We start from the raw sequence: 22,255 nt of genomic DNA on the forward strand, positions 1-22,255 counted from the left end.
CGTGCTTGAAAATGCTTACTTGGCTTTGCCCGACAGCACCGCCTGATTGGCGGCCACAGCCTTTTGCGAGCTGATTGAGTTCAGATCGTCTGCCGTTGCATCCGCCTGAACCTTGGCCTTGCCCGTCTGAACCTGCTGCAGCCCGGTCGTCGCTTCCTGCGCCATGTTATCCAGGCTGATCGCACCAGCGGCTTCCGCCGCCTTCGGTGCAACGGCTTTTTCATAGATGATTGGTGCGCCATCGGCCGTCGTGGTCGGCGCCCCCGGAGGGGGCGCCGCAGCCCCAACAGGCGCAGGCGCAACAGCAACCGGTGTGACGCTCACAGGCTGACCAGGCTGTGCTGTCACCTCCGCCTGCAGAGACGGTGTAGCCGGTGCTGCGACAACAGGCGTGCTGTAAGCCGTGCGGTTAATGATCAGATGGTCGGGACCGGTGGAATCCGTCGGATCCTTGTCATAGATGTCGACAAGCTTGTCGTTACTGCCAAAGCAGAACAGAACCGTATGCAACTGCGGACGGGTTCCAGCCTTTACCGGTGCCCAGATGACCTGCGCCAACCCCAGGGTCGCAACACTGGTGACAACTTCACCCGCCTTCATGGCTGCACGGCCGCCAGCCGTCAGGCCGGTCGTGTAAATCTTGTAGATATCGCAGGACCGACCGTTCTTCTGGATCGTGCCCTCAGCCTTACCGACCGTGCTGACAACGCCAAAACGGTCCGTATTCTGGTTGAACTGACTGAGCAGCACGGGCTCAGGCGCAGGCATCCCGCTGCTGCAGGCGGCCAGAAGCAGTAGGGCAGAGCTGGAGAAAAGTGTTTTTGAAATGGCTTTCAGTGTCATGACGGACCTGTCGATCACGGTCCCCGCCTGACAAACGGGGACACAGTATGTTGCGTTAGGAAAAGTAATAACCGATTGCTCTTATTCGTCAATAAGCGATTTCGGTTATTATCCAATTGACACTGTGCCCCCCTGCCGTGTAGCGAGGGTTCATGGGAAGACCACCACTCGATATCAAACTCACATCCGTGCGCCTGAATTCCTCCGCGCGAGAGCGGATCGTCCGTCTTGTCGGACAGGGGGGCATGGCGGAGTTTATTCGCGAGGCCGTTGAGAAAGAGTTAAAGCGCCGCGAGCAGTCTCTTCGACGTCAGGGCGATCCGCCTTCAGATCTCTGACGGCTTCTGCCAGCCTTGCCCCCAGAAGCAGAAAGGCAATCCCGCCAAGCGGCATGTTCAGGAAAGCGCTCTGCGACGACAGAGGCCACTCATGCAGAACAGCGGCCCCGAAGAGGCCGACACGCCAGGCAATCTCCGCTGCGGAAAGACCGACCTGCCGTCTGGCGGTTCGTCCCAGAACACGCCACCAGCTCCCGATCATCGCAATGAACAGAATGGCTCCCGGAAATCCACTGTTGGTGGCGGCTTCGAGCACATGATTATGGGTGTGCTGAACACAGACAGCCACCCCGCCTCCATCCGGTCGCAGATGGCTCGGACCGGGCTTGAGAAACACCTCAGAACGACAGTAGTGCCGGAACGCATCGTCCCCTAACCCCATGACCGGATGCGCTTCGATCATCACGGCCGCACGATTGTAGATCTGCCCATACGGAGAGCTGGCGAAGTGGGCGAGCTGGCTGTGCGTCTTTGTCACCAGATGCCCGAAAGCGTCCGGAGACACGAAAGCCAGAAGTCCAATCAGAGCCGGACAGGCGACCAGAAGCACGAGCGCAGAACGCCGCAGGGTCGGGAGCACCACGGCACAGACCGCAGTGCCGAGAAGAAATGTCGCCAGGGACATCCGCTGGCCAGCCAGTACCAGCAATCCGAGAACCGGCAGAAGAACCGCGCCCGTCAGAAGCGTTTTTTGCCAGGAGCGTGTTGCCCGCTGTCCCAACAGCGCCCCCACAAACAGGGCAGCCGGAAGACCCAACAGTGCAAAAGGCGCAGACACGCGTGGCTTGTCGTAAGGTCCGGTGAGTGTCCCATCACCAAACCGCGGATTGCCAAACAGGTTATGGCCCGTGACCGCCTGAAGCAGCATTTGCGCTCCCAGATACAGTACGCAGGCAATCACCAGACGGCGACACCATATCCGGGTCCGGGGATCCTGCAACGTCCAGAACGCCAGAGCAAACGCCGCGACCGGAAAGCGGATGGCCAGCAGTGCCTGGGTGAGGCTGGCGGTTGCCTCGGCCGGAACTGGCGCCTGACGTGGCAGGGAACACAGGACCAGCCATCCCCACCAGACAAGGGCCGGCCAGACGAAGCCCTGACGACACCAGGACCACTCGCGGGTCAGGACGCTCCGAAGCAGAAATCCGACGGCCAGCCCATCCAGACAGCCCTCGGCGATACCGCGCCAATGCACCAGAAACAGCGGCAGAAGCAGAGTGGCCAGTGCCCCGAGACGATCCAGAATGCGCAGAAGAGTGGGCTTTTCAACATGACCCATGTCAGATCCACGCCGCCCGGGTTTTTGCGGTTTGCACGCCCACGGCGGCCAGTGACACACCGGCCTCGGCCAGCATGCCCACTTCCCGGGTGCGATGATCCCGCAGTGCATACAGGCTGCGATCAAGGAACAGGGTGTTTCGTGCCCCGCGTTCGATCAGGGCGCGGAAATAGGCATCCCGGAACCGGATGACAGCACCCCGCTCCAGTCGTGACGCCATGACAATCACGGCGACAGCCGCCTGCAGTCTCCCAAGGACGACGCAAGCCTGCGACCAGGCATGACAGGTTACACCCACCTGCCCTGACAGATACTCAGCGGCCTCGATCAGCTGCTCGGCACTCGGCCGACCGGTGGAACAGAAATCCCGCAGACTGCTGCAGATTTCGAGATAGAACGTCGCTGTCCCCTTGAACCCGCGCAACGCTGTCCGGTCATACACGCTCGAACGGTCGGTTCCGGAACTCGGCCCTTCACACCGCATGTGTTCAATGCGAATGCCGCCATCGGCGGCTACGTGATCTACTTTTTTAGAAGATTGAATGTTTTTAGTATCTGTATAGTGGGCCCCGTTTTGAGGACCCATGGGCCTCATTTCTGCTGGATACGACGTTGAAAAAGCGTCGTTTTCCACAGGAGCGTGATCAGGGCGTATGTCTGGCCCTCTCAGCTGCTCGGTCAGAGCAGCTGAGAGGGCCAGCATCTCGCGATACAGATTTTCGAGCGGCTCAATCTGTACTGTCCTCAGACGGCTACGCATAATCGCCACTGCCTGTTCAAGGATGGGCTCCAATCCAAGAGTTTCCGCCTGAGCCCGCACCGTATCGTTCACGCTTGCAATGCTGTCGCGTAGAAAGGACACACGCTTACGCAGTCGCCGCTGTTCTGCGCTTAACTCCAGAAGATCCGGCCAGCGGTAACGCAGAGACGCCAGATTGAAGCCAACCTGCGTCTGCCCGTCCTCAGCCTGCCACCGCCGACCACGCTGTCCGTTGCGGCCGTCCTGAGGCACCAGAAGCCTGGCTTCGGCCAGTTCCCGGATGTGCCTCTGCAGCGTGCTGCGGGATAACCCTGTCCAGGACATAAGCGTCGTGTTGTGCGCGTAGATGAAAGGCGTCTCAAGCGCCGTCCAGGCGTCCGGAGAGGTCTTCTCCACCATGATGATCAGCGTCGAGGCTGCTCCCCGGCTGACGGGCAGGACACCGCGGAGGGATTTCAGCATGTTCAGCATATCCCGTTTGCCGGGTTCGGCCGGGACGGGGGTGGTCAGTTCGTCGCGTGCGGCCAGCATGGCCTCACTGATCCGGCGTCGGCCACGCCGTGTGCACGGGGCCTGCGCCCTCTGCGTCTGTGCAGAATGCTCCATTGATCGGTCCGGTCTGGGGGTGAAGGAACCACCTCACGGCCGGACACCAGACAAAACGCTCCCGTTCGCAATTTAGTGCTTGCGTTTCGAAAAGAGCTGACGCTAGATGATTTTAACGATTTTTCATCACCTAACGCGTGTTTTGCCTGGAGCCCTGGCTCTTCCGATTTGGCGATCGGAGGAGGCGGGGTTTTTGGTTTGTGGGCGCTACGTCATCGGGGGTCCTCTGGATCGACTCGCTGGCGCCGCCCACAAGGACGTTTCCAGACATCCGGGCATCGTGCCTCCGTTCGGGCGCTGTAACAACCTCGAAAGCGCGCTGACAGCGAAAAAATTGAGTAAAAACGGGCGTTTAGTGTGTCCATTTTGGCGCGCTATTTTCAACTTGTGACGGCCTCCGAAGCGCCGCTGCCCATACGGCTGGCCACCGTCTGCTGGTACTGCCCCACCGTCCAGCCACTCATGTTGTTGGCCGCGAGCGTCCTGGCGGAGACATACTGGCTGAGTGGCGTACTCGCATTTGATTCGGTTGCAATGCCGGCGCCGGCTTTGGTGCCGAACATGTAGGCGCCATACACCTGCGTTCCGGTGGCCGGAGCCCCTGTCGAGCGACTCACGGCGGACGCGTAATCGCTGATGATGGCGCTCGCCACCTTGGCCCGGGCCACGGGATCGGACCGGTCGGCCGCGCTCAGACCGAGTTCCGAGGCATACTGGTTCCAGGTGCCGTCCGTGACCTGCCACACCCCCTGTGCGCTAGAGGACGTATTCCCGACATTCTGGAAATGGCTCTCGATCTGCCCGAACGCTGCCAGCGTGTCCGGATTGATCCCGGCCGCCTGCGCCGCAGCCACCGCGTCCGCACCATAGGTCTGTGCCATCAGCGTCACCTGCCTTGACCCGCCTTGCGAGCCAGGGCGCACAACTCTATCGGCTGAAATCCGAGCACGGTCTTGAGGCCGTCTTTGCTCGGAGCGGCACGCAGTTCCGTGTCTTTTACCTCACACCCGATCATCTGGCCGAAATCGGAGGGGTCATGTGGGATGCGACCGGTCATAACATCACGCGCGACCAGGTCTCATCGATCCCGGGTACAATCCCAACCGTGCAATGGAATCCCTCTGGCTCGAGCCCGGGCTCAAGGCCGGGCGCAGCATCAGCAACGACTGCACATCCTGCAGTGGATCCTGTTGAGCGCGTGAAAGCGGTTGCCTTCGGGCTTGAAGGACAGGACACGGCACCCCGCGTCTATATGTTCATTGATCCGCTGTGTCCGTTCTCGACCCGTGCCTACGCGGCCCTGAAGCCTGCTGTTGCTTCCGGCCGGCTACAGCTTGCGATCGTCCCGGTCTCGATCAACGATCATGAGAACAAGGGGGCCAGTACGCCGGCTGCGCAACAGATGCTGTCTGCAAAACCGCATGACATGGCTGCACTGTGGAACCAGATCGATGCTCTTGGTCACGCTGTTCCAGGCCACGCGACCTCAGACACGGCGGGCGCCAGCCTGATGCTGAATCTCTCTGCCGCTCAACCTCTTTGGCAATAAACGCCATAGCCTTGTCGTTGGCCTTGTGAATTGCGCTCCAGATGAGAGCCCGCTCGGCAGCCGTCGACGCAAATTCAGCGGCAAGCGTCACTGATTTATCGGGGGACGCTGTGAAGTCGATGGCTGAGTGCTCACGTTTCCGGCCGGTGTTGGCCCATTTCTCACCCGTGTCAGCACGCTTCGCTTCGAACAGATTGGCCAGCGCCTGGTCTGTCGGCACCTTCATGACGTCAATGCCTAGCGCATCAGCGATCCGGGGGCTCATATCTGGGGACCACATTCCGCGCCCATCACGTCCGGTATAATAGGTTGTCAGCCGGTCACCGTTTTCACGGGTCGGATCACTCCGTTCCCGTTCAAAGCGGGCATCCTTCGCCGGCTCGGGCTGATTTTCTCTCAGATAGGCGACGATCAGCTTGCCGGCACCTGCCGCAGAGATCTTCCGGTAAGTAATCATCTTCCAGCCGGCGCAGAGAAGGTTGAAGCCTCGAGCCGGCCAAGCTGCGCCGAGATTGTCTCAAGGGCAGCACCCTGCTGTTCCATGGCCTGGGCCATGCGCGCGACGACCTCGACCAGGCCCTCGCCTTCTTCTGCTTTCTCTGGAGGGCTGACCATCTGGTGGATTTGGGCGAGCGTCTCCCCGATCTGATCCAGCCGTTGCAAAACGAGGAGCTGAAACGGCGCTTCGCGATCTACCGGTTGCGGGAGGTCAAATACGTTTTCGTCTGGCATGCATCGTCTCCGTAGGCAAAGGAGACATTTTGCTCGAGGTGGTTGTGAGTGCTCGCCGACAGAAACTGTCGCTCCGAGCTCACATCGTCTCAGAGACTATCTGCCTAGCCGTCGCATCCCACCAGGAGCGCAATCTGACGTCTGATGGCAGCAAGCTGATCGGTTCTCACCTTGCTGCCTGTCACGGTGACACGTTGCTTGGAAGTGGTGGTGAGCAGAGCACTGACCGCCCAACAGGGTTTAGTGCAGCCGTTATCAGCCGTTGGGTCGATCCGTACCGCCAGATCCGGAATGACGAGGTTCTCATCGTCGGTCAGCGGCACGAGCATCACGTTTGGCCACTCAGGCGGAAAGAGGTCGTCTTCGACAACAACAGCCGGCCGACGCTTGTTGGGCTCCTTCGGCAGCGCGTCTCCACGCCAGTCTGCCAGCACAATTTCTCCCGGCGAGAAGATCGCTGCCATGGCGACCGGCCGATCAGGAACCATGAGTTCCACCAGCCTCTTCAAAAAGCGCCCGGGCGGAAGGCGTCGCAGCGACGTAGCGGGCAACACGCGCACTATCTCTGCGGATACGGTCGCGGCGTGCACTCTTTGCCCCTGTCTCCAGCAGATCACGAATGAGCTGGCTCAGAGGGATACCGCGTGCCGTTGCTTCCTGCTCCAGGTCAGTGCGCAACCGCTCGTCCAGACGGATCGAAAGGGGGGATGCCATGACGAACTCCATACGTTCAGAACGTCATTAACGTAGCGCAATTCCGTAGTGCAAAACAACATATTTGGCAGGGCAGAATGCGCCGAGAGGACTTCGGCCTCGGCCCGCCCCGGCCCCGCCGGATGCAACACCCGCAGGGTGGCGCGGAGCGCAAACTGAAAGTTTGCATTTGTGTATGGAAAAAGAAAAACCCTCTTCTTTAATGCTACACTAATGCTACGTCAGTGCTGCGGTTACGCTTCGGTTAGGCATCGGCCTTGCTACGAAAAACCGATGGTGTTAGACAGGCGAGGACGGGTCAGGAGTGAGGTCCATGAGCGCAGCAGTGTTTTCAGGTCAGACAGCGGGCAGCTATCTGGAGACCTGCGCCAGACGCCAGACACGCTCTGATGTGGTGATGTGGCTGACAGAGAATTTCGAGACGTTGCTCAAAGCCACCGGACGGCGAGCCTTGAAGTGGTCAACCCTTGCAGAGCACCTCGCTCGCGACGGTCTGCGAACCCAGCAAGGCCGTGCTCCTACACCTAATGGTTTGAGAGTCGAATGGTATCGCGTCAAAGAGCGCATCACTGCGGCGAAGGCAGAGGCCGATCGACGGTTACGCGATGGATCCGCATCCCCCGCAGTCGTTTCGACTGAACGGGCACTGACCGGCCCCTCGGATGAAGAGATCCTTGCTCTCATGACCGAGGCCGATAACGAAGAGCGCCTTAACAGGAAGCGCCGTGAGCGGATCGCAGGGTATGAGGCACAGCGCAGACCCAAGGTGGCCCCAGATCAGGCCAGCATTCAGCCGACGGCACCTGCCGAGGTCGTCGAGACCGCGCAGTCCCAGCCTGCCTCCTTAGAGACCGCCACCCAGCCGCGTGTTAAAATCGGCCAGATCGCTAACCATGTGACGATGCTCACACAGGCCCCCCGCTATGGTGCGGACAGAGACAAACCGCTTCCGCCGCCTTATGTTGGTCCTCGGCCCGATGGAATGCCGGAGTATCTGCCGCTCGACGCCCTCATGCCCCTCGATGCGACAGGGCGTCAGCCTGATGGTCGCATCGACTATGAAGCGTTACCGGGACTGCCTCGACGCTCGTTTTTTGAGAGAGATCGAGACTGGGCAAAAGCGTGTATTCCGATGGTGGAGGCTATCCCACATGAAGATCGATCACTGATCCTGAGAGGATTGTTGATGCGTGCACGTGATCAGATGAAGACGCTGTACTAGCCCCCTGTTCGCACTCACAAACGCCGTCCTCATACTGAAGGTCTCTTCTCTCTGAAAAGGAGAAGGCATTGAAAGTAAGGACCTGTCATGAGTGAAAAGCCTATCCCGTCTAAGTTACCCCGCAACCCGTCTGCGACGGTGAAAGCAGGCCGCGGTAATCTGGGAGGATCTACGGCTGAGGCGGCGCTCGCGGAAATTGCCATCATGCAGGGGCGCCCGCCTCTTCTTGCCGACGGTGACGCACGCAATCCCGGACTCTCTGCGTTCAAATCGATCTATGAGCGTTATGGTCTCACACGCCCCAAGAACGAGGATGCTGGGGTGTTACGCGAGTGGTTCTCAGAGGCATTCGGAACGGCTGCCGAGCAAAAAAGGTCTCTTCTTGTCGATGTCGGTGGCGGGGATCGGACACTTGAACTCTGGGCGAAAGAAGAAGGAATTATCGCTCTGGCGGAGACTATTGGTCTCGAAGTCACCGGCCTGTTCATGTGCGGGCCCCAGCCCGGAGATATCGATTACATCAAACGCCTTTGGGAAAGCGAACTCTTCCGTCCGAAGCGAGCTCTGTTGGTATTCAACGACTGGACGGTGCCCGTGGGACACGATCCGGATCGTGCGTTTGCTCGTCTCATTGAGGAGCCACTTTTCGAGCAGATGCGAGATTGCGAGGTCCGTTATCTGAGAATCCCGAGACTAAGCGTCCTGCCCGCTATCATTGAAAGTGGCCTGTCTTTCCAAGAGGTCATGGAAAGTGCACCACGTCCTTGCGGAACACCGTTCGACGTGTTGCGCCGTGCACAGGTCAAACGCTGGTTTGACCTGATTCAAAGCAACATCGCAGCTGAAAAGATTGAAAGCTGGCTCCCATGAGTGACACTGAAACGCCTCATTCGACGCTGCTTGCGTTGCGAGACGCGGGTCGCGAAATGGAGGAGGCTGCCCGACTGGAAGGGATGGACCAATATTCTCCATTCGGTAAGTGGATTTCCGCCACCCGTGCCACCATGGATGCCTTTGCGCAGGTTGCCATATCGTGCGCGACTGAGATGCAGGAGTTCAGATCAGAAGCCCGCGACATTATCGAGATGGCCAAGCAGGAACAGAGCACCCTGCGGGACCAGTTCATCGAAAGTCGCAGGCAGGTCGAAAAGCTTGGCGAAGTCGCGGAGCGAAATGTCGAGAGACAGGAACTGTTTCGAGACCGCGAATTGCAAGCCACACTTGGACGGATCGTCTCTGGCGTTACGTCCGAGCTGCGCGACAAGGTGTTCACTCAGTTACGGACCGAGATCCCGGTGCATGAGCGTCAGTTTTTCAAAGAAGCGCGATGGCGCGCCTATGTGCGGATGACACTGGCTGGGGCGATGCTGATAGGGCTCGGCTTTGCATCCGGTTACAGAGGCGGTCCCCATTTTTCGGACAGGACGATAAGCTATAATCCGACCTGAGAGAGGACGGGTTTTATGGGCAAGGTTACGCGCAAAAGGTATGCGGCGGAGTTCAAATCACGGGTTGCCCTGGAAGCGATCCGTGGGGAACTGACGCTGGCGGAACTGGTTTCGAAACATGGGGTGCATCAGACGATGATCGCCCAGTGGAAACGGCAGGCGATCGAGGGGATGGCGGCAACCTTTTCCGGGAAGGCGGCGTCTGAGCCCCCGGTCAGCCCTGCTGATGTGGAGAAACTGCACGCGAAGATAGGCGAGCTTCTCGTGGAACGGGATTTTTTACGCGATGCCTCTGCTCGGTTGGGCGTGATCAGAGGCGGCAGATGATCGACCCGAAACGAGCGCGTCTGCCGATAATCCGGCAATGCACGCTGCTGCGACTCAACCGGTCGGGCGTCTACTATCGGTCTGTGCCACAGAGTGAGGCCAATCTGGAGTTGATGCGGCTGATCGACGCCCAGTTCCTGGAAACGCCGTATTATGGCTCGCGGCAGATGACATGGCATCTGCGCCGCCTGGGACATGAAGTGGGGCGCAAACGCGTCCGCCGGCTCATGGCGATCATGGGTCTGCGGGCGATCTACCAGAAGCCACGCACGAGTGTGCCCCATCCGGAGCATCGGAAATATCCATATCTGCTGCGGGATCTGGTCATTGATCGACCTAACCAGGTCTGGTGTTCCGATATCACATATATTCCCATGAAACGGGGATTTCTCTATCTCGTGGCGATCATGGACTGGTTCACGCGCAAGGTGCTGTCCTGGCGTCTGTCGAACACGATTGACGTGCCCCCCGGAAATGTAACCATTTAAAAGTAGAGTCCGATCGAGAAGGATACGGACGGATGAAGCGCAGTCGTTTTACGGAAGAGCAGATCATAGGGCTCCTGAAGGAACAGGAATCCGGGCTGAAGGTCTCTGATCTTTGCCGTAAGCACGGGATCAGTGACGCGACCTTCTACAAATGGAAGACCCGTTATGGTGGCCTTGAGGTATCCGAGGCCAAACGGCTGAAGGCGCTGGAAGATGAAAACAGCCGCCTGAAACGTCTTCTGGCGGATGCCATGCTGGATAATGCGGCGCTGAAGGAGATCGTTGGAAAAAAGTGGTAACGCCTGTCGCGAAACGGCAGGCGGTCCGACACATTCAGGAAGCTCTGGCCCTGAGTGAACGCCGAGCCTGTGCGCTTGTTGGTGTTGCCAGGCGTGTCGCGCGGTATGTTTCTACAGGAGCGGACGATGCTGCCCTGCGCCAGCGCCTACGGGAACTGGCGGACCAACGACGCCGCTTTGGCTATCGCCGCCTGGGTTATCTTCTGGCGCGGGAAGGATTCAGCCCCAATCACAAGAAGCTGTTCCGCCTTTATCAGGAGGAAGGGCTGAAAGTCCGCCATCGGGGTGGCCGCAAGAGGGCACTGGGGACGCGTTCTCCCATGACCATCCCTCAGGAACCCGGGCAGCGCTGGAGCCTGGATTTTGTCTCGGATGCCCTGACTTGTGGCCGCCGGTTCCGCATTCTGGCTGTTATCGACGATTTCAGTCGCAAGAACCTGGCATTGGTTGCCGACACGTCATTGTCAGGTGGACGTGTGGCGCGGGAACTGACGGCCCTGGTGGAACGATATGGCAAACCCCTCATGATTGTCAGCGACAACGGTACGGAGTTCACATCCCATGCCATCCTGAAATGGGCCGATGAGATGAAGGTTGAATGGCACTATATCGCCCCCGGGAAACCGCAACAGAACGGCTTTGTCGAAAGTTTCAACGGCCGGTTGAGGGATGAATGCCTCAACGAGACGCTGTTCACGTCTCTCAGCCATGCCCGACAGGTTCTGGCTGACTGGCGGGAAGACTACAATACGGTGCGCCCCCATTCCCAGCTGGGTGGCAGGACACCGGATCAGGTCGCCAGACAAGTGTTTCGGGGGCATGCCCCCGAGACACTTGTCATCCCATCAACCCAAAGCCATAAAAAACGGGAACTCTCCTTTTGAGTGGATACAAAAAAGGGGGCACGTCAATCCCTTCAAGGAAAAACCGATGCAATCCACGAAAAATCAGCTTTCAGCTCTACAAAAATAGAAACATCATTGAACGCTTCTTTTCCAGGCTGAAGCAGTTCAGAGGCATTGCAACACGCTACGACAAGCTGAAGTCAACATTCCTCGCAGCAGTGCAACTCGTCTCCGCCATCATCGGAATTAACTGACGACACGACCTATTGTCCTCCCGCTACGGAGACCTACCTTTATGTTCGTTTCCACCCCAGATTAGCGCGAAATTTTTCCAGCCAGTCTGTTACTTTGTGCAGGGCCTCACTCCCCTTTCCAAACAAGCCGGACAGATCGTTTCCAAAATCATCGCCATCTGCCTCTTCTTTCTTCGGTAGAGGTGGCAGGATATGAGAGAAATAGGTTTTATCAAGAAGGCGGTGCAACAACCGCTCACCAGGGAATGGTTCCCCATTATTGATCGCTCTGCCCGCTTTGAATATTGTCCGGATATCATACTGCGTCGGACTGATATCCGGAACCTGTTTTGGTAGTTTAAGCAACGTATAGACCGCGATACGCGCCGTACGGACCGAGCTTTCCATTGTAAAAATAATGTCGTTGCTGGTCTCTACGAACTGACCAAGCAGACCAAGGTTCGTGCAGCCCTCGGGAACGACATGCGGCCGGTCTCCAGCAGCGCGCGGCATGAACTGTGCTGTAATATAAGGCATCAACGCCAGACGAACCTTCGTGTTCAGCGCAATGGCGTCCAGTTGCTCCACTATTCCGAGATGGTAGCAGAGTTCAGACAGAATTTCCCGACCGGTACAGGCGGGCATCGGCTTCTTCACATAATTGCCTTCCTTGTCCATCAGAAGAGCATAGACCCAGATCACCAGCACATCATCAGGCTGGGTCGGAAAATGTGGCTGACGATTGCAGGTGAAACTGAGCACCCAGTTTGAGTCGGTGAAGGTGATGACACCGCCCGTTACGGTCTTGCCCGAATAGGGATCGTTGACCGAGAGCTCCTTCAGTTTATCGACAAAAGGTGACGGCCGACAGGTCAGTGTCGCGGACTCCCACATTGAGCCTTTGACATCACCATAGAACTTATCCGGCCGACCAAAGACAGGAGATTTCCGGGCCAGATTGCGCCACAGCGTCCAGTCGCTCTCTTCCCCGGGCTCATGAAGGCCACGTTCCAGAACTGGCACCGTGTCCATGTCACCATAGGCCGTGCCTTCCGTCATGGAGCCGGTCAGGGCAAAAACCAGATCATTCGGATGAACAGGTATGGTGGTTTCCTGTCCATCGACCATGGCCCGCAGTCCGGTTACGGTCTTTTCGTCCCCGCGTATCTGAAGATCGACATCATGAACGCGCGTGTTGAACTGGATCTTCACGCCCTTGTCCTGCAACAGACGTGCCAGGGGGACGACGAAGCTGTCATACTGATTGTATTTCGGGAAAACGAGCGTCGACATGTCCGCCATCCCGTCGATCGCATCCAGGAAGCGATGCATGTACAGTTTCATTTCCAGCAGGCTCTGCCAGTTCTCGAAAGCGAACATCGATCGCCACAGGTACCAGAAATTCGTCTCGAAGAAGCTTTCGCTGAAATACGCCTCTATCGTGATGTCATCGAGGTCTTCCTTGCGCCTGAGCAAGAGGCGGATCAGTTCCCACTGATGCGATTTTCTGAGGCCCAGAGTCGCGAAATCACGAATTTTCCCCTGTTGGTGCATGAGGCGGGATTTGGAGTAATTGGGGTCATTATCGTTGACCTGCCGATATTCATCGAGAACACTAAAGCCCGCAGGGAGTTCAAGGGCTGGAACATCCTGGAACAGATCCCAGAAATTGTCGTAGTTCCAGTTCATCTCCCGGCCGCCGCGAACGATATAGCCCTCTTCGGCGTTACCCGCGCCGTCCAGTGACCCGCCGGCAATGTCCATCGTGTCGAGGATGGTGATGTCTTCACCTTTCATCCTGCCATCACGGATCATGTAGAATGCGGCGGCAAGCCCGGCAATGCCGCTGCCAATGATCCATGCCTTGCGGCCATCCACCGCCTCAACCGGCACAGGATGATTGCGCATATATGGCCCCATCATGTCAGGTGGAGGCAACGTGTCCTGCGGTCCCTTACGCCAATAGGTCGCCGTTGCATCGGTTTCGACAGTGAAGGCTCTGGTCGGGCTTTCTGAGCCTGAGGATACATTATCACTCATGACAATCCCTTTATTCTGGCACGACAGTCGGTCATCGCACTATCCGCACGGATGACGATATCATCTGATATTCAGATATCAAATGATATTCCGTTTCGATGCAATTGGAGGGTTCGAAAAACCTTTGATTGACTTCTCTTGTGCCTGATTTCAGGTTTTTAGCGTGTTGACTGCTGCTTCCCTGGTCTAACTTTTACTCTGGGTTTTGAGCAGAGCGATGGTTTCCTGCTCTGGATTGCTACGCGGCGGCGTTAATCCGCTCCAGAAGGAGAAAGCGGCGCATATTATAGACGATATTGGCCAGCCCGACCCTCATGGTGGCCCGCGTTATGCCTACGGTTCGGACGAACAGCCCCGTCTGTGATTTCTGATCGGCAAAGACATGCTCGACACGCGACCGGATAACGGACTTTCCTGCGTTGGATCTCTGGATATGGCGTGGCATAGGCTTGAGATGCGGCTTTTTCCTGTGAACCTTCGAGACAAAGCCCTGCTTTTCCATGAAGTCCTCATTGGCTTTTGAGCGGTAGGCTGTGTCTGCCCAGACCGTTGAAGCTGTATTGCTTTTATCAAGCAGGCCCTCCCTCAATCGCGCGCCATCACTGGCGGCGGCATCTGTCGTCTTCCATTTGCGGATCAGCCGAAATTTCCGGTCGATGGAGATGTGCGATTTATAGCCAAAGAACGGGATGGCCAGATCTGTTGCAGGGATACTCCCGTCCTCCTGTCGCTTCGCTTTCGTGAACTTCAGGGTCCAGCGCGCATGCCTGTCCTTGTGGGACAGCTTTGACGGCTTGTCCTGCCAGTCCTGAGGGATCCGTCCTTCACGCAGATCCGCCTTCTCCGCATTGGTATTGCGCTGCTTCGGAGCCGCTACCAGCGTGGCATCCAGGATCTGGCCTGACATCGGCAGATAACCAGCGTTACGCAGGGTTGCGTCAAAGCGATTGAACAGACCACCAATCGCACCAGCCTGGGTCAGACGCTCTCGAAACAGCCATACCGTTCTGGCATCAGGTACACGCTCCGACAGCCCCAGACCTAAAAAGCGCATGAAGGAGAGACGGTCGTTAATCAGGTATTCCGTCCGTTCATCGGACAGATTGTTCAACGTCTGGATCACCAGGATCTTGAACATCAGCACCGGATCAAACGGCGGACGCCCGCCTTTGCTCCCGTCTGAATAGGCCAGTGCTTTGTCCAGTTCCGGGCGGAACACCTCAAAATCCACAGTCCGGGAAAACGCTTCGAGCTGGTCGCCAAGACCGCTTAACCGAGCAAGCCGCTCTTCAACGTCAAAAAATCCCGCCTGTTTCATAGCGCCATTCCTCCAACCAGAACCAGAAAAATGGAATCACAGCGTAGGCCTCAATACCAAGAGGTTTTTAGAACCCTCCATGGAGGTGTTTATATTAGTCAAATATCATAGCGATGATCGCAGAAAATCAATATATTTTCCTTCTATAATGGTGGCCCAGGGTTTTCCGGCCACCACCTGTCTTACAGAGCGCTTCCAGCGTGTCCGTTCGTCGGGTCTTCCGTCAGCGTCTCGACGGCGGGCGTCAGAGCCGTCGAACCAGCCTTTTGATCTCCGAGATTGTCAACTGCCATCTGCGCAGCGAGCGCCGCACAGGCGTTGCTTCCGGTGCGTGACACATGAACGATTGGCGCCGCCTGACCGTCTGATGTGATCGTGATCGTCTGCGTACAGGCGATGGGTCCACCGGTGCTGACCGCCTCGAAACGCTGCCAGGACATGCTCTGTTTCGGGAGATCATGACTAACAGCCGGAACGGCGCGCAGGGCACCGCCCAGCCGCGAGCCCAATGTCCGATCGACCGCCTCCATGAGAGCCATATTGCGTGCCATCATGCGATTAACGGCGTCGAACATGTCGATATCAGGCAGTGCCGCTGTCGTCGCGATGCCCTGGACTGGGACCAGGATACCGACCTGGTGTCCCCGTGCATCAACGACGCGCAACGTATCCTGAGCCTGCGCAGGCAGGGCAGCCGCGCCGCAGGCCAGTGTAGCAACAAAGACGCCAGCCTGAAACATACGAGAAAAATGCATTTTGGAATCCTCCGTGTCTGTTAAGCAGTGTCGGACGACGGCAGGAATATGGGCTGGGTAAATAGCGCCAGCAAGAGGTGGAGGAAGACTACATTGATCGTCTGTCGACTCAGAAAAAACAAAGCAGACAGGCGGCAGTCGCCTCATCTCGGTCGTTTGGACCACAAGATTATTTGTCAAATAGCGGACATCAGCGCTTCAAAGCCTCGTTGTAGAGCTTGTCTGGATTTCACTGATTACACCTATTGAATGATTCCAAGACACAGGCAGTCCCCCAATGGACGTTACGGTGAAAATTTCAGCGATACGGACTTTTGATCGGATCATATGACAAGCACATCGTTATATCCTTGTCATACTGCCCCATAGTATGTATCCTTGTCATACTGCCCCATAGTATGAAAGAATACTCAAGGGCAGTATATTCGGAGTAAACGTTTCGTGCCGCACACACCAGCTGAGAAAAAGCGCGTTCTGACCCGCGTGCGCCGTATTCGCGGGCAACTTGATGCGCTGGAACAGGCTCTGGAGAAGGGGGCTGATTGCGGTCCGGTACTGCAACAGGTTGCGGCTATCCGAGGAGCGATCAACGGATTAATGGCCGGTGTTCTTGAAAGCCACCTGCGGGAAGAATTTGTTGAATGCGCCGGTGATCGTGATGCTGCCAGTGGTTCGATCGAGAATGTGGTGTCACTCGTTCGATCCTATCTCCGGTAATGCTCACGACGCTGACTGACAGGTTATTTGGAGAAAAATCATGAAATCACGGGCCGCAGTTGCTTTCGAGGCGGGTAAGCCCCTTGAGATTGTCGAGATCGACGTAGCGCCTCCTCGTGCGGGTGAGGTGCTCGTGCAGATCACACATACGGGTGTCTGCCACACCGATGCGTTTACTCTGTCAGGGGATGATCCCGAAGGACTGTTCCCGGTCGTTTTGGGTCACGAAGGCGCGGGAATTGTGATCGAGGTCGGGGAAGGGGTGACCAGCGTTGCCCCCGGCGACCACGTCATTCCGCTTTACACGGCTGAATGTGGTGAATGTCTGTTCTGTAAGTCTGGAAAAACCAATCTCTGCATTTCAGTGCGCGCCACACAGGGTAAGGGTGTGATGCCGGATGGTACGACGCGTTTTTCCTACAAAGGTCAGCCGATCCATCATTACATGGGGTGTTCGACGTTTAGCGAATACACGGTTGTCGCCGAGGTTTCTTTGGCTAAAATCAACTCCGCATCCAATCCAGAGCATGTCTGTTTGCTGGGATGTGGCGTCACCACCGGGATCGGTGCGGTACACAACACGGCCAAGGTACAGCCGGGAGATACGGTTGCCGTCTTCGGACTGGGCGGGATCGGTCTAGCGGTGATTCAGGGAGCGCGACAAGCAAAGGCTGGCCGGATTTTCGCTATTGATACCAATCCGGAAAAATTTGAACTTGCCAGGGCGTTCGGCGCCACGGAGTTCCTTAATCCGAAGGACTATGACAAACCGATCCAACAGGTTCTGGTGGAAATGACCGGCTGGGGCATTGATCATACCTTTGAATGTATCGGCAACGTCAATGTCATGCGCGCGGCGCTGGAAGCCGCCCATCGTGGGTGGGGGCAGTCGATCGTCATCGGTGTGGCTGGGGCTGGTCAGGAGATATCAACCCGTCCCTTCCAGCTTGTCACGGGTCGTTCGTGGCGCGGCACGGCTTTTGGTGGTGTCAAGGGGCGCAGCCAACTTCCCGGAATGGTCGAAGACGCCATGCGCGGCGATATCGAGCTTGCGCCTTTCGTAACGCACACCATGCCGCTCGAAGATATCAATACGGCCTTCGATCTGATGCATGAAGGAAAATCCATCCGTTCCGTCATTCATTTCTAAGGTCTGTGTCTCGCGGCGCAACATCATTTCCAACGGTTGGAAATTACAGGAGAACAATCATGGCAGTTATTTCAGGTGACGGTGTTTTCTCTCACGTTTTTCTCGGGGCGGTGGATACTGCGGTATCTGCGAAATTCTATGATGCCGCGCTTGCGGCTCTGGGCATAAAAAACCTGGGGCCGTTCGGGCATGGGTGGATTCTGTATGGCCGCGAGAAACCAGCGTTCATCATTGCGCGTCCTGGCAACGGTGAAGTGCCCTCAAGCAACGGTGTCACCATCGGTTTTGCGGCAGCGACACCCGCCGAAGTGGATGCTTTTCATGCCGCAGGTCTCGCCAATGGAGGAACCGATGAAGGCGCACCCGGCCCGCGAAGCCATCTACCGGGCGCTTATGCCGCCTATCTCCGGGATCCGGCAGGTAACAAGATATGCAGTTATACCTTCACGGACGGCAATTGACGTGCGCAAAAGGCCGTGAAAGCCATGGAACGCAAAGAAACGCACGCCTCTTTCGGGGGCGTGCAGGAAGTCTGGCGACACAATGCCGTGTCGTTGGGTGTGGAAGCAAACTTCGCGATTTACCTGCCTCCGCAGGCAAAAACTGAAAAGGTTCCTGTTCTTTACTGGCTCTCTGGCCTGACATGCACGGAGCAGAATTTCATTGGCAAGGCTGGCGCGCAACGCGTGGCTGCGGAACTGGGCATCGCCATTGTCGCGCCAGATACCAGTCCACGGGGTGTGGAGGTGGCTGATGACGATGCTTACGATCTTGGTCAGGGCGCTGGATTTTACATCAATGCGACGCAGGAACCGTGGGCGGCACATTATCGAATGTATGATTACGTCGTCACGGAACTTCCTGCGCTGATTGAAGCGAATTTTCCGGTTACGCAGCAGCGAGGTATTGCGGGACATTCGATGGGTGGATTTGGCGCCATCATGATCGCGCTGCGTAATCCTGGTCGCTATCGTTCTGTGTCAGCCTTTTCACCCATTGTGGCGCCAACGCAGGTACCATGGGGTGAAAAAGCGTTCAGCGCTTATCTTGGTCCGGATCGTGCCAGTTGGGCGGCCTATGATCCGCTTGAACTTGTGCGGACAGCAACGGAAAGACTGCCTGTCCTGATAGATCAGGGTTTGGCAGATCAATTTCTGAAAGAACAACTCAGGCCACAACTGTTCCAGGCAGCCGCACAGAACGCAGGGCAGGAACTCATTCTGAATCTTCGTCCTGATTACGATCACAGTTATTATTTTATAGCCAGTTTCATTGCAGATCATCTCAGACATTTCGTGAGTAAACTACGATGAACAGATTGTCAGATTTTTTGGATCCGCGCTTTTCTGGCTTCGGGTGGAGACGAAATCTGTTAGGGGCGTCTTTGAAACTGTGGAATTAACTGGCGGCTTTCTGCATCTTTTGTCCGGAAGCAGACATTCCGTTTGCCTGAAGGGTTTCGGGCGCCGCGAGGCGTACGAAAGTCTGGGAAGACCGAACCCGCGACACCGAGACTCAGTTATGGGGAATTTGCAACTGGCGCTGCCCTGAGGCGCCTCTGAGCGGGGTCACGTGGCGACATTCGTGACGCGACAAAGGGTGTTTCCCGCTGATCCTACACATGAAGATGACAGGATCTTCAGGGCCAGGTGCGCGCTTTCCGTCGTTTTTTCGCGTTTTACGTAAGCCTGTCGGTGCGCCGGAACGAGACGGTTCCGGCAGGCATCGGGTTATAGGGTCATGTCTGCCGATCATCATGCTGATCTCCCGGCCAGATCAGTCGTCCGTGGCGGTCCTCTGGGCTGGCACCAGCGGGGAAGGATCGGGATGACGACCATCGGACCACCACAGCATGGGCAGGGCGGTGGCATGACCGGTTCGGGTTCCGTGACTTCTGGTGCTGGCATGGGTATGACCTTCAGCAGGTCCCGCACCCGAGCGAGGCTGGCCTTGCGATTGGAACTGGCCAGCAGGCCATAATGGCGGATGCGATGAAATCCCCGTGGCAGGACATGCAGCATGAAACGGCGGATGAACTCATCCGTGGCGAGTGTCATGACCTGCTGCTGGTGGGCCGTGTCCCGTCGGTAGTCCTTGTAGCGAAACGTCACGCCGTTTTCGTTGAACGCCAGAAGGCGACGGTTCGAGATGGCAACGCGGTGGGTATAGCGCGACAGGTAGGCCAGCACCGCTTTGGGACCCGCAAAAGGTGGTTTGGCGTAGACAACCCAGCGTCGGCTGCGCACGGGGGCCAGATACCGCAGAAAGGCACGGCGGTCTGCCAGGAAAGCAAGCTGGCCCCGAAAGGCCAGCCGGTCGGCGTCGAAAAATGCCAGCAGCCGGGTGAGGAACAGACGGCGGAACAGCTTGCCCAGCACCCGGACGGGCAGCAGGAAAGCCGGGCGCGACGAGATCCAGCGCTGGGCATCGGGCGAGAGCCCGCCACCTGGCACGATCATGTGCACATGGGGATGGTGGGTCAGCGCCGAACCCCAACTGTGCAGCACGGCGGTGATGCCGATGCGGGCACCCAGATGCCGGGGATCGGCGGCGATCGGCGGCGATCGTCATCATCGTCTCCGAGGCCGCCTGGAACAGCAGGGCGTAGAGAACGGCCTTGTTCTGCAGCGCGATGTCGGCGATCCGCGCCGGCAGGGTGAAGACGACATGGAAATACCCGACCGGCAGCAGATCGGCCTCACGTTCGGCCAGCCATGTCCGTGCGGCGTTCCCCTGACAGCGCGGACAATGACGGTTGCGGCAACTGTTATAGGCGATCCGCCTGTGTCCACAGTCCCCGCACGCTGCGACATGACCACCAAGGGCTGCGGTGCGACAGTGTTCGATTGCCGACATTGTTGATTTTCACTGAGAACTGGGTTCTTCCGCACTTTTCGTGATGGGTATTTTGTACTGAGGTTCCGGAACTGGGAAATCCAGAAAGTCGTTCACTTTCATGGATATTCCCCAGTGTCACGCCTTCGGTCTCTTGATCTTCCCCGTTCCCTCGTCGTTCGTCGTGTTGTTGCACTGGATAACAGAGTGGAGATCGAAGTCGGTCTGCGAAAACGGAGTGCAGTGTGTCCGGACTGTCAGTGCCCGACACAACGCATTCACAGTTTCTATCAGAGAAAACTCGCGGATCTTCCATGGCAGGGCCGTCCAGCCACGCTGATCGTTTCTGTGCCGCGCTTTTTCTGCCAGACGATGCTTTGTCCACGTCGGACGTTTGTCATGCCCCTTGAGGGGATAACCGTGCGTCATGGCAGACAGACCACACGTCTTGCCGATCTTCATTATTATATCGCCCACACCCTGGGCGGTTCCGCTGGAGCACGAATGACCGTGCGCCTGTGTTGCCCCATCAGCGCGGATACTCTTGTCCGCCGTCTTCTCTCACGTGTGCAGAACACCACAAAAGGCACGGCCCTTACACGTGTGGTGGGGGTGGATGACTGGGCATGGCGGCGGGGACATCACTATGGAACGATTGTGGTCGATCTTGAGAAAAATGATGTCATTGACCTCCTGCCAGATCGGGACGCTGATACCCTTGCCCGATGGCTGCAGGTCCACCCCGGTATTGAAATCATTGCCAGAGACCGTGCCGGTACTTATGCAGACGGATGCCGCAGAGGCGCACCATCCGCTCTTCAGGTGACAGACCGCTGGCATCTGCTGAAGAACCTGTCAGACGCTTTTGTCAGCATTCTGGACCGTTTTACGACGACTGTCAGGACCCTGACACGACAGATGAACGTATCAACGGTCGTAAGCAAAATATCTGAAACAATCAGAGCGCATCCAGAAGAGGCGCAGGCGGTCGTCAGGTCAGCCTCTGGGGAACGGCGTGACATTCTTTTCAAGGAAGCTCTTGCCCTGAAAGCAGCGGGACACAGCATTCAGGCTATCGCCACAACGATCGGGGTAGAGAGAAAAACCGTGCGGCGCTGGTTTCAGCGGGGCCATGCACCACCATGGAAAAGAACGGTTCCGTCACGCAGCATACTCGTGCCTTACACAGCCCACCTGGAAAAGAGATGGTCCGAAGGATGTCGCAATAGTCGTCAGCTATGGCGGGAACTCTTGGAGCAGGGCTTTGCAGGACAATATGGCACCGTCTGGAAATGGGTGGCGACGCGACAGGGATGTTCCGCGAAACCCGTTCCTTCCGCGCATGTCGTTGCACCTCGGGGACGCAGACTTGCGCGGCTTCTCCTCGCAGAGGATCCGTTATCTGCCGGACAGGAGGGACTGCTGGTTCCTGCCCTTCTGGAAGCTGAACCGCACCTTGCCGTCACACTCTGCTGGCTCAGGAAAATGCAGACCCTGCTCTGTAAAAGGGGTGACACCTGCACGGGAGGCGATCTGAAGGCTCTGCTGGAAGAAGGAAAGACGACGCTGCTGTCACGTCTGATTCCCGCGCTTGAACGGGATGCGGCTGCCATTGAAGCGTCTCTTGTCACACCTTGGACAACCAGCCCGGTTGAAGGACAGATCAGCCGACTGAAAATGATCAAGCGAACCATGTTCGGAAGAGCAGGCTTCGAACTCCTCAGGGCGCGTGTCCTTCAGCCCGCATAATCAAAAAA

General features: G+C 57.3%; 20 protein-coding genes and 4 pseudogenes. 12 read left to right on the forward strand and 12 right to left on the reverse strand.

Features of this window, described 5'->3' with window-relative positions; genetic code table 11:
* Positions 1-15 precede the first annotated feature (15 nt).
* From HKD27_RS11870 to HKD27_RS11885, 4 genes are all read right to left on the reverse strand, one after another.
* Positions 16-861 (reverse strand): hypothetical protein, encoded by an 846-nt coding sequence (locus HKD27_RS11870; protein WP_370544268.1) that lies wholly within the window; start codon positions 859-861, stop codon positions 16-18.
* A 237-nt stretch (positions 862-1,098) separates the two neighbouring features.
* Complete coding sequence (locus HKD27_RS16455; RefSeq protein ID WP_228518581.1) at positions 1,099-2,460, reverse strand: O-antigen ligase; 1,362 nt, start codon at positions 2,458-2,460, stop codon at positions 1,099-1,101.
* A gap of 1 nt (position 2,461) precedes the next feature.
* Positions 2,462-3,826: a replication initiation protein RepC gene (gene repC, locus HKD27_RS11880; protein ID WP_194690080.1), complete on the reverse strand. Its 1,365-nt coding sequence runs from the start codon at positions 3,824-3,826 to the stop codon at positions 2,462-2,464.
* A 380-nt stretch (positions 3,827-4,206) separates the two neighbouring features.
* Positions 4,207-4,707: a transglycosylase SLT domain-containing protein gene (locus HKD27_RS11885; protein ID WP_228518580.1), complete on the reverse strand. Its 501-nt coding sequence runs from the start codon at positions 4,705-4,707 to the stop codon at positions 4,207-4,209.
* Between the two features lie 14 nt (positions 4,708-4,721).
* On the opposite strand from HKD27_RS11885, the gene HKD27_RS16460 reads away from it, so the two are divergent.
* Positions 4,722-5,375 carry a hypothetical protein gene (locus tag HKD27_RS16460; RefSeq protein WP_228518585.1) on the forward strand — a complete coding sequence of 218 codons (654 nt, stop codon included), beginning with the start codon at positions 4,722-4,724 and terminating at the stop codon, positions 5,373-5,375.
* Between the two features lie 25 nt (positions 5,376-5,400).
* Here the strand turns inward: HKD27_RS16460 and HKD27_RS16785 are convergent.
* The 4 genes and pseudogenes from HKD27_RS16785 to HKD27_RS11905 form a co-directional block, all read right to left on the reverse strand.
* Positions 5,401-5,832: pseudogene (locus tag HKD27_RS16785) on the reverse strand (relaxase domain-containing protein); the annotation flags it as partial.
* On the reverse strand, positions 5,829-6,107 hold the full coding sequence (locus tag HKD27_RS11895; RefSeq protein WP_061928996.1) for a hypothetical protein: 279 nt from the start codon (positions 6,105-6,107) through the stop codon (positions 5,829-5,831). The pseudogene HKD27_RS16785 and the gene HKD27_RS11895, both read right to left, overlap by 4 nt.
* A gap of 104 nt (positions 6,108-6,211) precedes the next feature.
* Positions 6,212-6,595, reverse strand: coding sequence for a type II toxin-antitoxin system PemK/MazF family toxin (locus tag HKD27_RS11900; protein WP_194690078.1), 384 nt, complete (start codon positions 6,593-6,595; stop codon positions 6,212-6,214).
* A complete protein-coding gene (locus HKD27_RS11905; protein ID WP_228119361.1) occupies positions 6,585-6,821 on the reverse strand; it encodes a BrnA antitoxin family protein in 237 nt (78 codons plus the stop codon). The genes HKD27_RS11900 and HKD27_RS11905 overlap by 11 nt, the downstream gene beginning before the upstream one ends.
* Before the next feature lie 313 nt (positions 6,822-7,134).
* Between HKD27_RS11905 and HKD27_RS11910 the strand changes: the two genes are divergently transcribed.
* The 6 genes and pseudogenes from HKD27_RS11910 to HKD27_RS11935 all read left to right on the forward strand — a co-directional run.
* The gene (locus HKD27_RS11910) at positions 7,135-8,043 is read left to right on the forward strand and encodes a hypothetical protein (RefSeq protein WP_194690077.1); all 909 of its coding nucleotides are present in this window, start codon (positions 7,135-7,137) and stop codon (positions 8,041-8,043) included.
* 87 nt (positions 8,044-8,130) lie between these two features.
* A complete protein-coding gene (locus HKD27_RS11915) occupies positions 8,131-8,913 on the forward strand; it encodes a hypothetical protein (protein ID WP_011251533.1) in 783 nt (260 codons plus the stop codon).
* Complete coding sequence (locus tag HKD27_RS11920) at positions 8,910-9,491, forward strand: hypothetical protein (protein ID WP_194690076.1); 582 nt, start codon at positions 8,910-8,912, stop codon at positions 9,489-9,491. The genes HKD27_RS11915 and HKD27_RS11920 overlap by 4 nt, the downstream gene beginning before the upstream one ends.
* 15 nt (positions 9,492-9,506) lie before the next feature.
* A pseudogene (locus tag HKD27_RS11925) lies at positions 9,507-10,279 on the forward strand (IS3 family transposase); the annotation flags it as partial.
* 59 nt (positions 10,280-10,338) lie between these two features.
* Positions 10,339-11,489 (forward strand): IS3 family transposase gene (locus tag HKD27_RS11930; RefSeq protein WP_194690075.1). Its coding sequence is split into 2 segments (ribosomal slippage): positions 10,339-10,597 and positions 10,597-11,489, totalling 1,152 coding nucleotides; the frame shifts between segments, so codons are not numbered across the junction.
* A 26-nt stretch (positions 11,490-11,515) separates the two neighbouring features.
* A pseudogene (locus tag HKD27_RS11935) lies at positions 11,516-11,704 on the forward strand (transposase); the annotation flags it as partial.
* Positions 11,705-11,743: 39 nt separating this feature from the next.
* Here HKD27_RS11935 and HKD27_RS11940 read toward each other — a convergent pair.
* The 3 genes from HKD27_RS11940 to HKD27_RS11950 all read right to left on the reverse strand — a co-directional run bounded on the left by HKD27_RS11940 (position 11,744) and on the right by HKD27_RS11950 (position 15,796).
* Positions 11,744-13,723 carry an oleate hydratase gene (locus HKD27_RS11940; protein ID WP_194690073.1) on the reverse strand — a complete coding sequence of 660 codons (1,980 nt, stop codon included), beginning with the start codon at positions 13,721-13,723 and terminating at the stop codon, positions 11,744-11,746.
* Positions 13,724-13,961: 238 nt separating this feature from the next.
* On the reverse strand, positions 13,962-15,041 hold the full coding sequence (locus HKD27_RS11945) for an IS5 family transposase (protein ID WP_194690072.1): 1,080 nt from the start codon (positions 15,039-15,041) through the stop codon (positions 13,962-13,964).
* Positions 15,042-15,223: 182 nt separating this feature from the next.
* A complete protein-coding gene (locus tag HKD27_RS11950; protein WP_194690071.1) occupies positions 15,224-15,796 on the reverse strand; it encodes a hypothetical protein in 573 nt (190 codons plus the stop codon).
* Between the two features lie 441 nt (positions 15,797-16,237).
* On the opposite strand from HKD27_RS11950, the gene frmR reads away from it, so the two are divergent.
* From frmR to fghA, 4 genes are read left to right on the forward strand one after another with little or no spacing between them, the layout of a single operon-like run.
* Positions 16,238-16,513, forward strand: coding sequence for a formaldehyde-responsive transcriptional repressor FrmR (gene frmR, locus HKD27_RS11955; RefSeq protein WP_003626675.1), 276 nt, complete (start codon positions 16,238-16,240; stop codon positions 16,511-16,513).
* 40 nt (positions 16,514-16,553) lie between these two features.
* Complete coding sequence (locus HKD27_RS11960) at positions 16,554-17,663, forward strand: S-(hydroxymethyl)glutathione dehydrogenase/class III alcohol dehydrogenase (RefSeq protein ID WP_086654297.1); 1,110 nt, start codon at positions 16,554-16,556, stop codon at positions 17,661-17,663.
* A 59-nt stretch (positions 17,664-17,722) separates the two neighbouring features.
* Positions 17,723-18,124 carry a VOC family protein gene (locus HKD27_RS11965; protein ID WP_075595236.1) on the forward strand — a complete coding sequence of 134 codons (402 nt, stop codon included), beginning with the start codon at positions 17,723-17,725 and terminating at the stop codon, positions 18,122-18,124.
* A 24-nt stretch (positions 18,125-18,148) separates the two neighbouring features.
* The gene (fghA, locus tag HKD27_RS11970; RefSeq protein WP_141261916.1) at positions 18,149-18,976 is read left to right on the forward strand and encodes an S-formylglutathione hydrolase; all 828 of its coding nucleotides are present in this window, start codon (positions 18,149-18,151) and stop codon (positions 18,974-18,976) included.
* Between the two features lie 441 nt (positions 18,977-19,417).
* Here fghA and HKD27_RS11975 read toward each other — a convergent pair.
* A pseudogene (locus HKD27_RS11975) lies at positions 19,418-20,519 on the reverse strand (IS91 family transposase); the annotation flags it as partial.
* A 114-nt stretch (positions 20,520-20,633) separates the two neighbouring features.
* Here HKD27_RS11975 and HKD27_RS11980 point away from each other — a divergent pair.
* Entirely contained in the window at positions 20,634-22,247 is a 1,614-nt protein-coding gene (locus HKD27_RS11980) for an ISL3 family transposase (protein ID WP_081500468.1), read from the forward strand.
* Positions 22,248-22,255 lie beyond the last annotated feature (8 nt).

The sequence above is a fragment of the Gluconobacter sp. R75690 genome (assembly GCF_015244525.1).
GTDB lineage: Bacteria > Pseudomonadota > Alphaproteobacteria > Acetobacterales > Acetobacteraceae > Gluconobacter > Gluconobacter potus.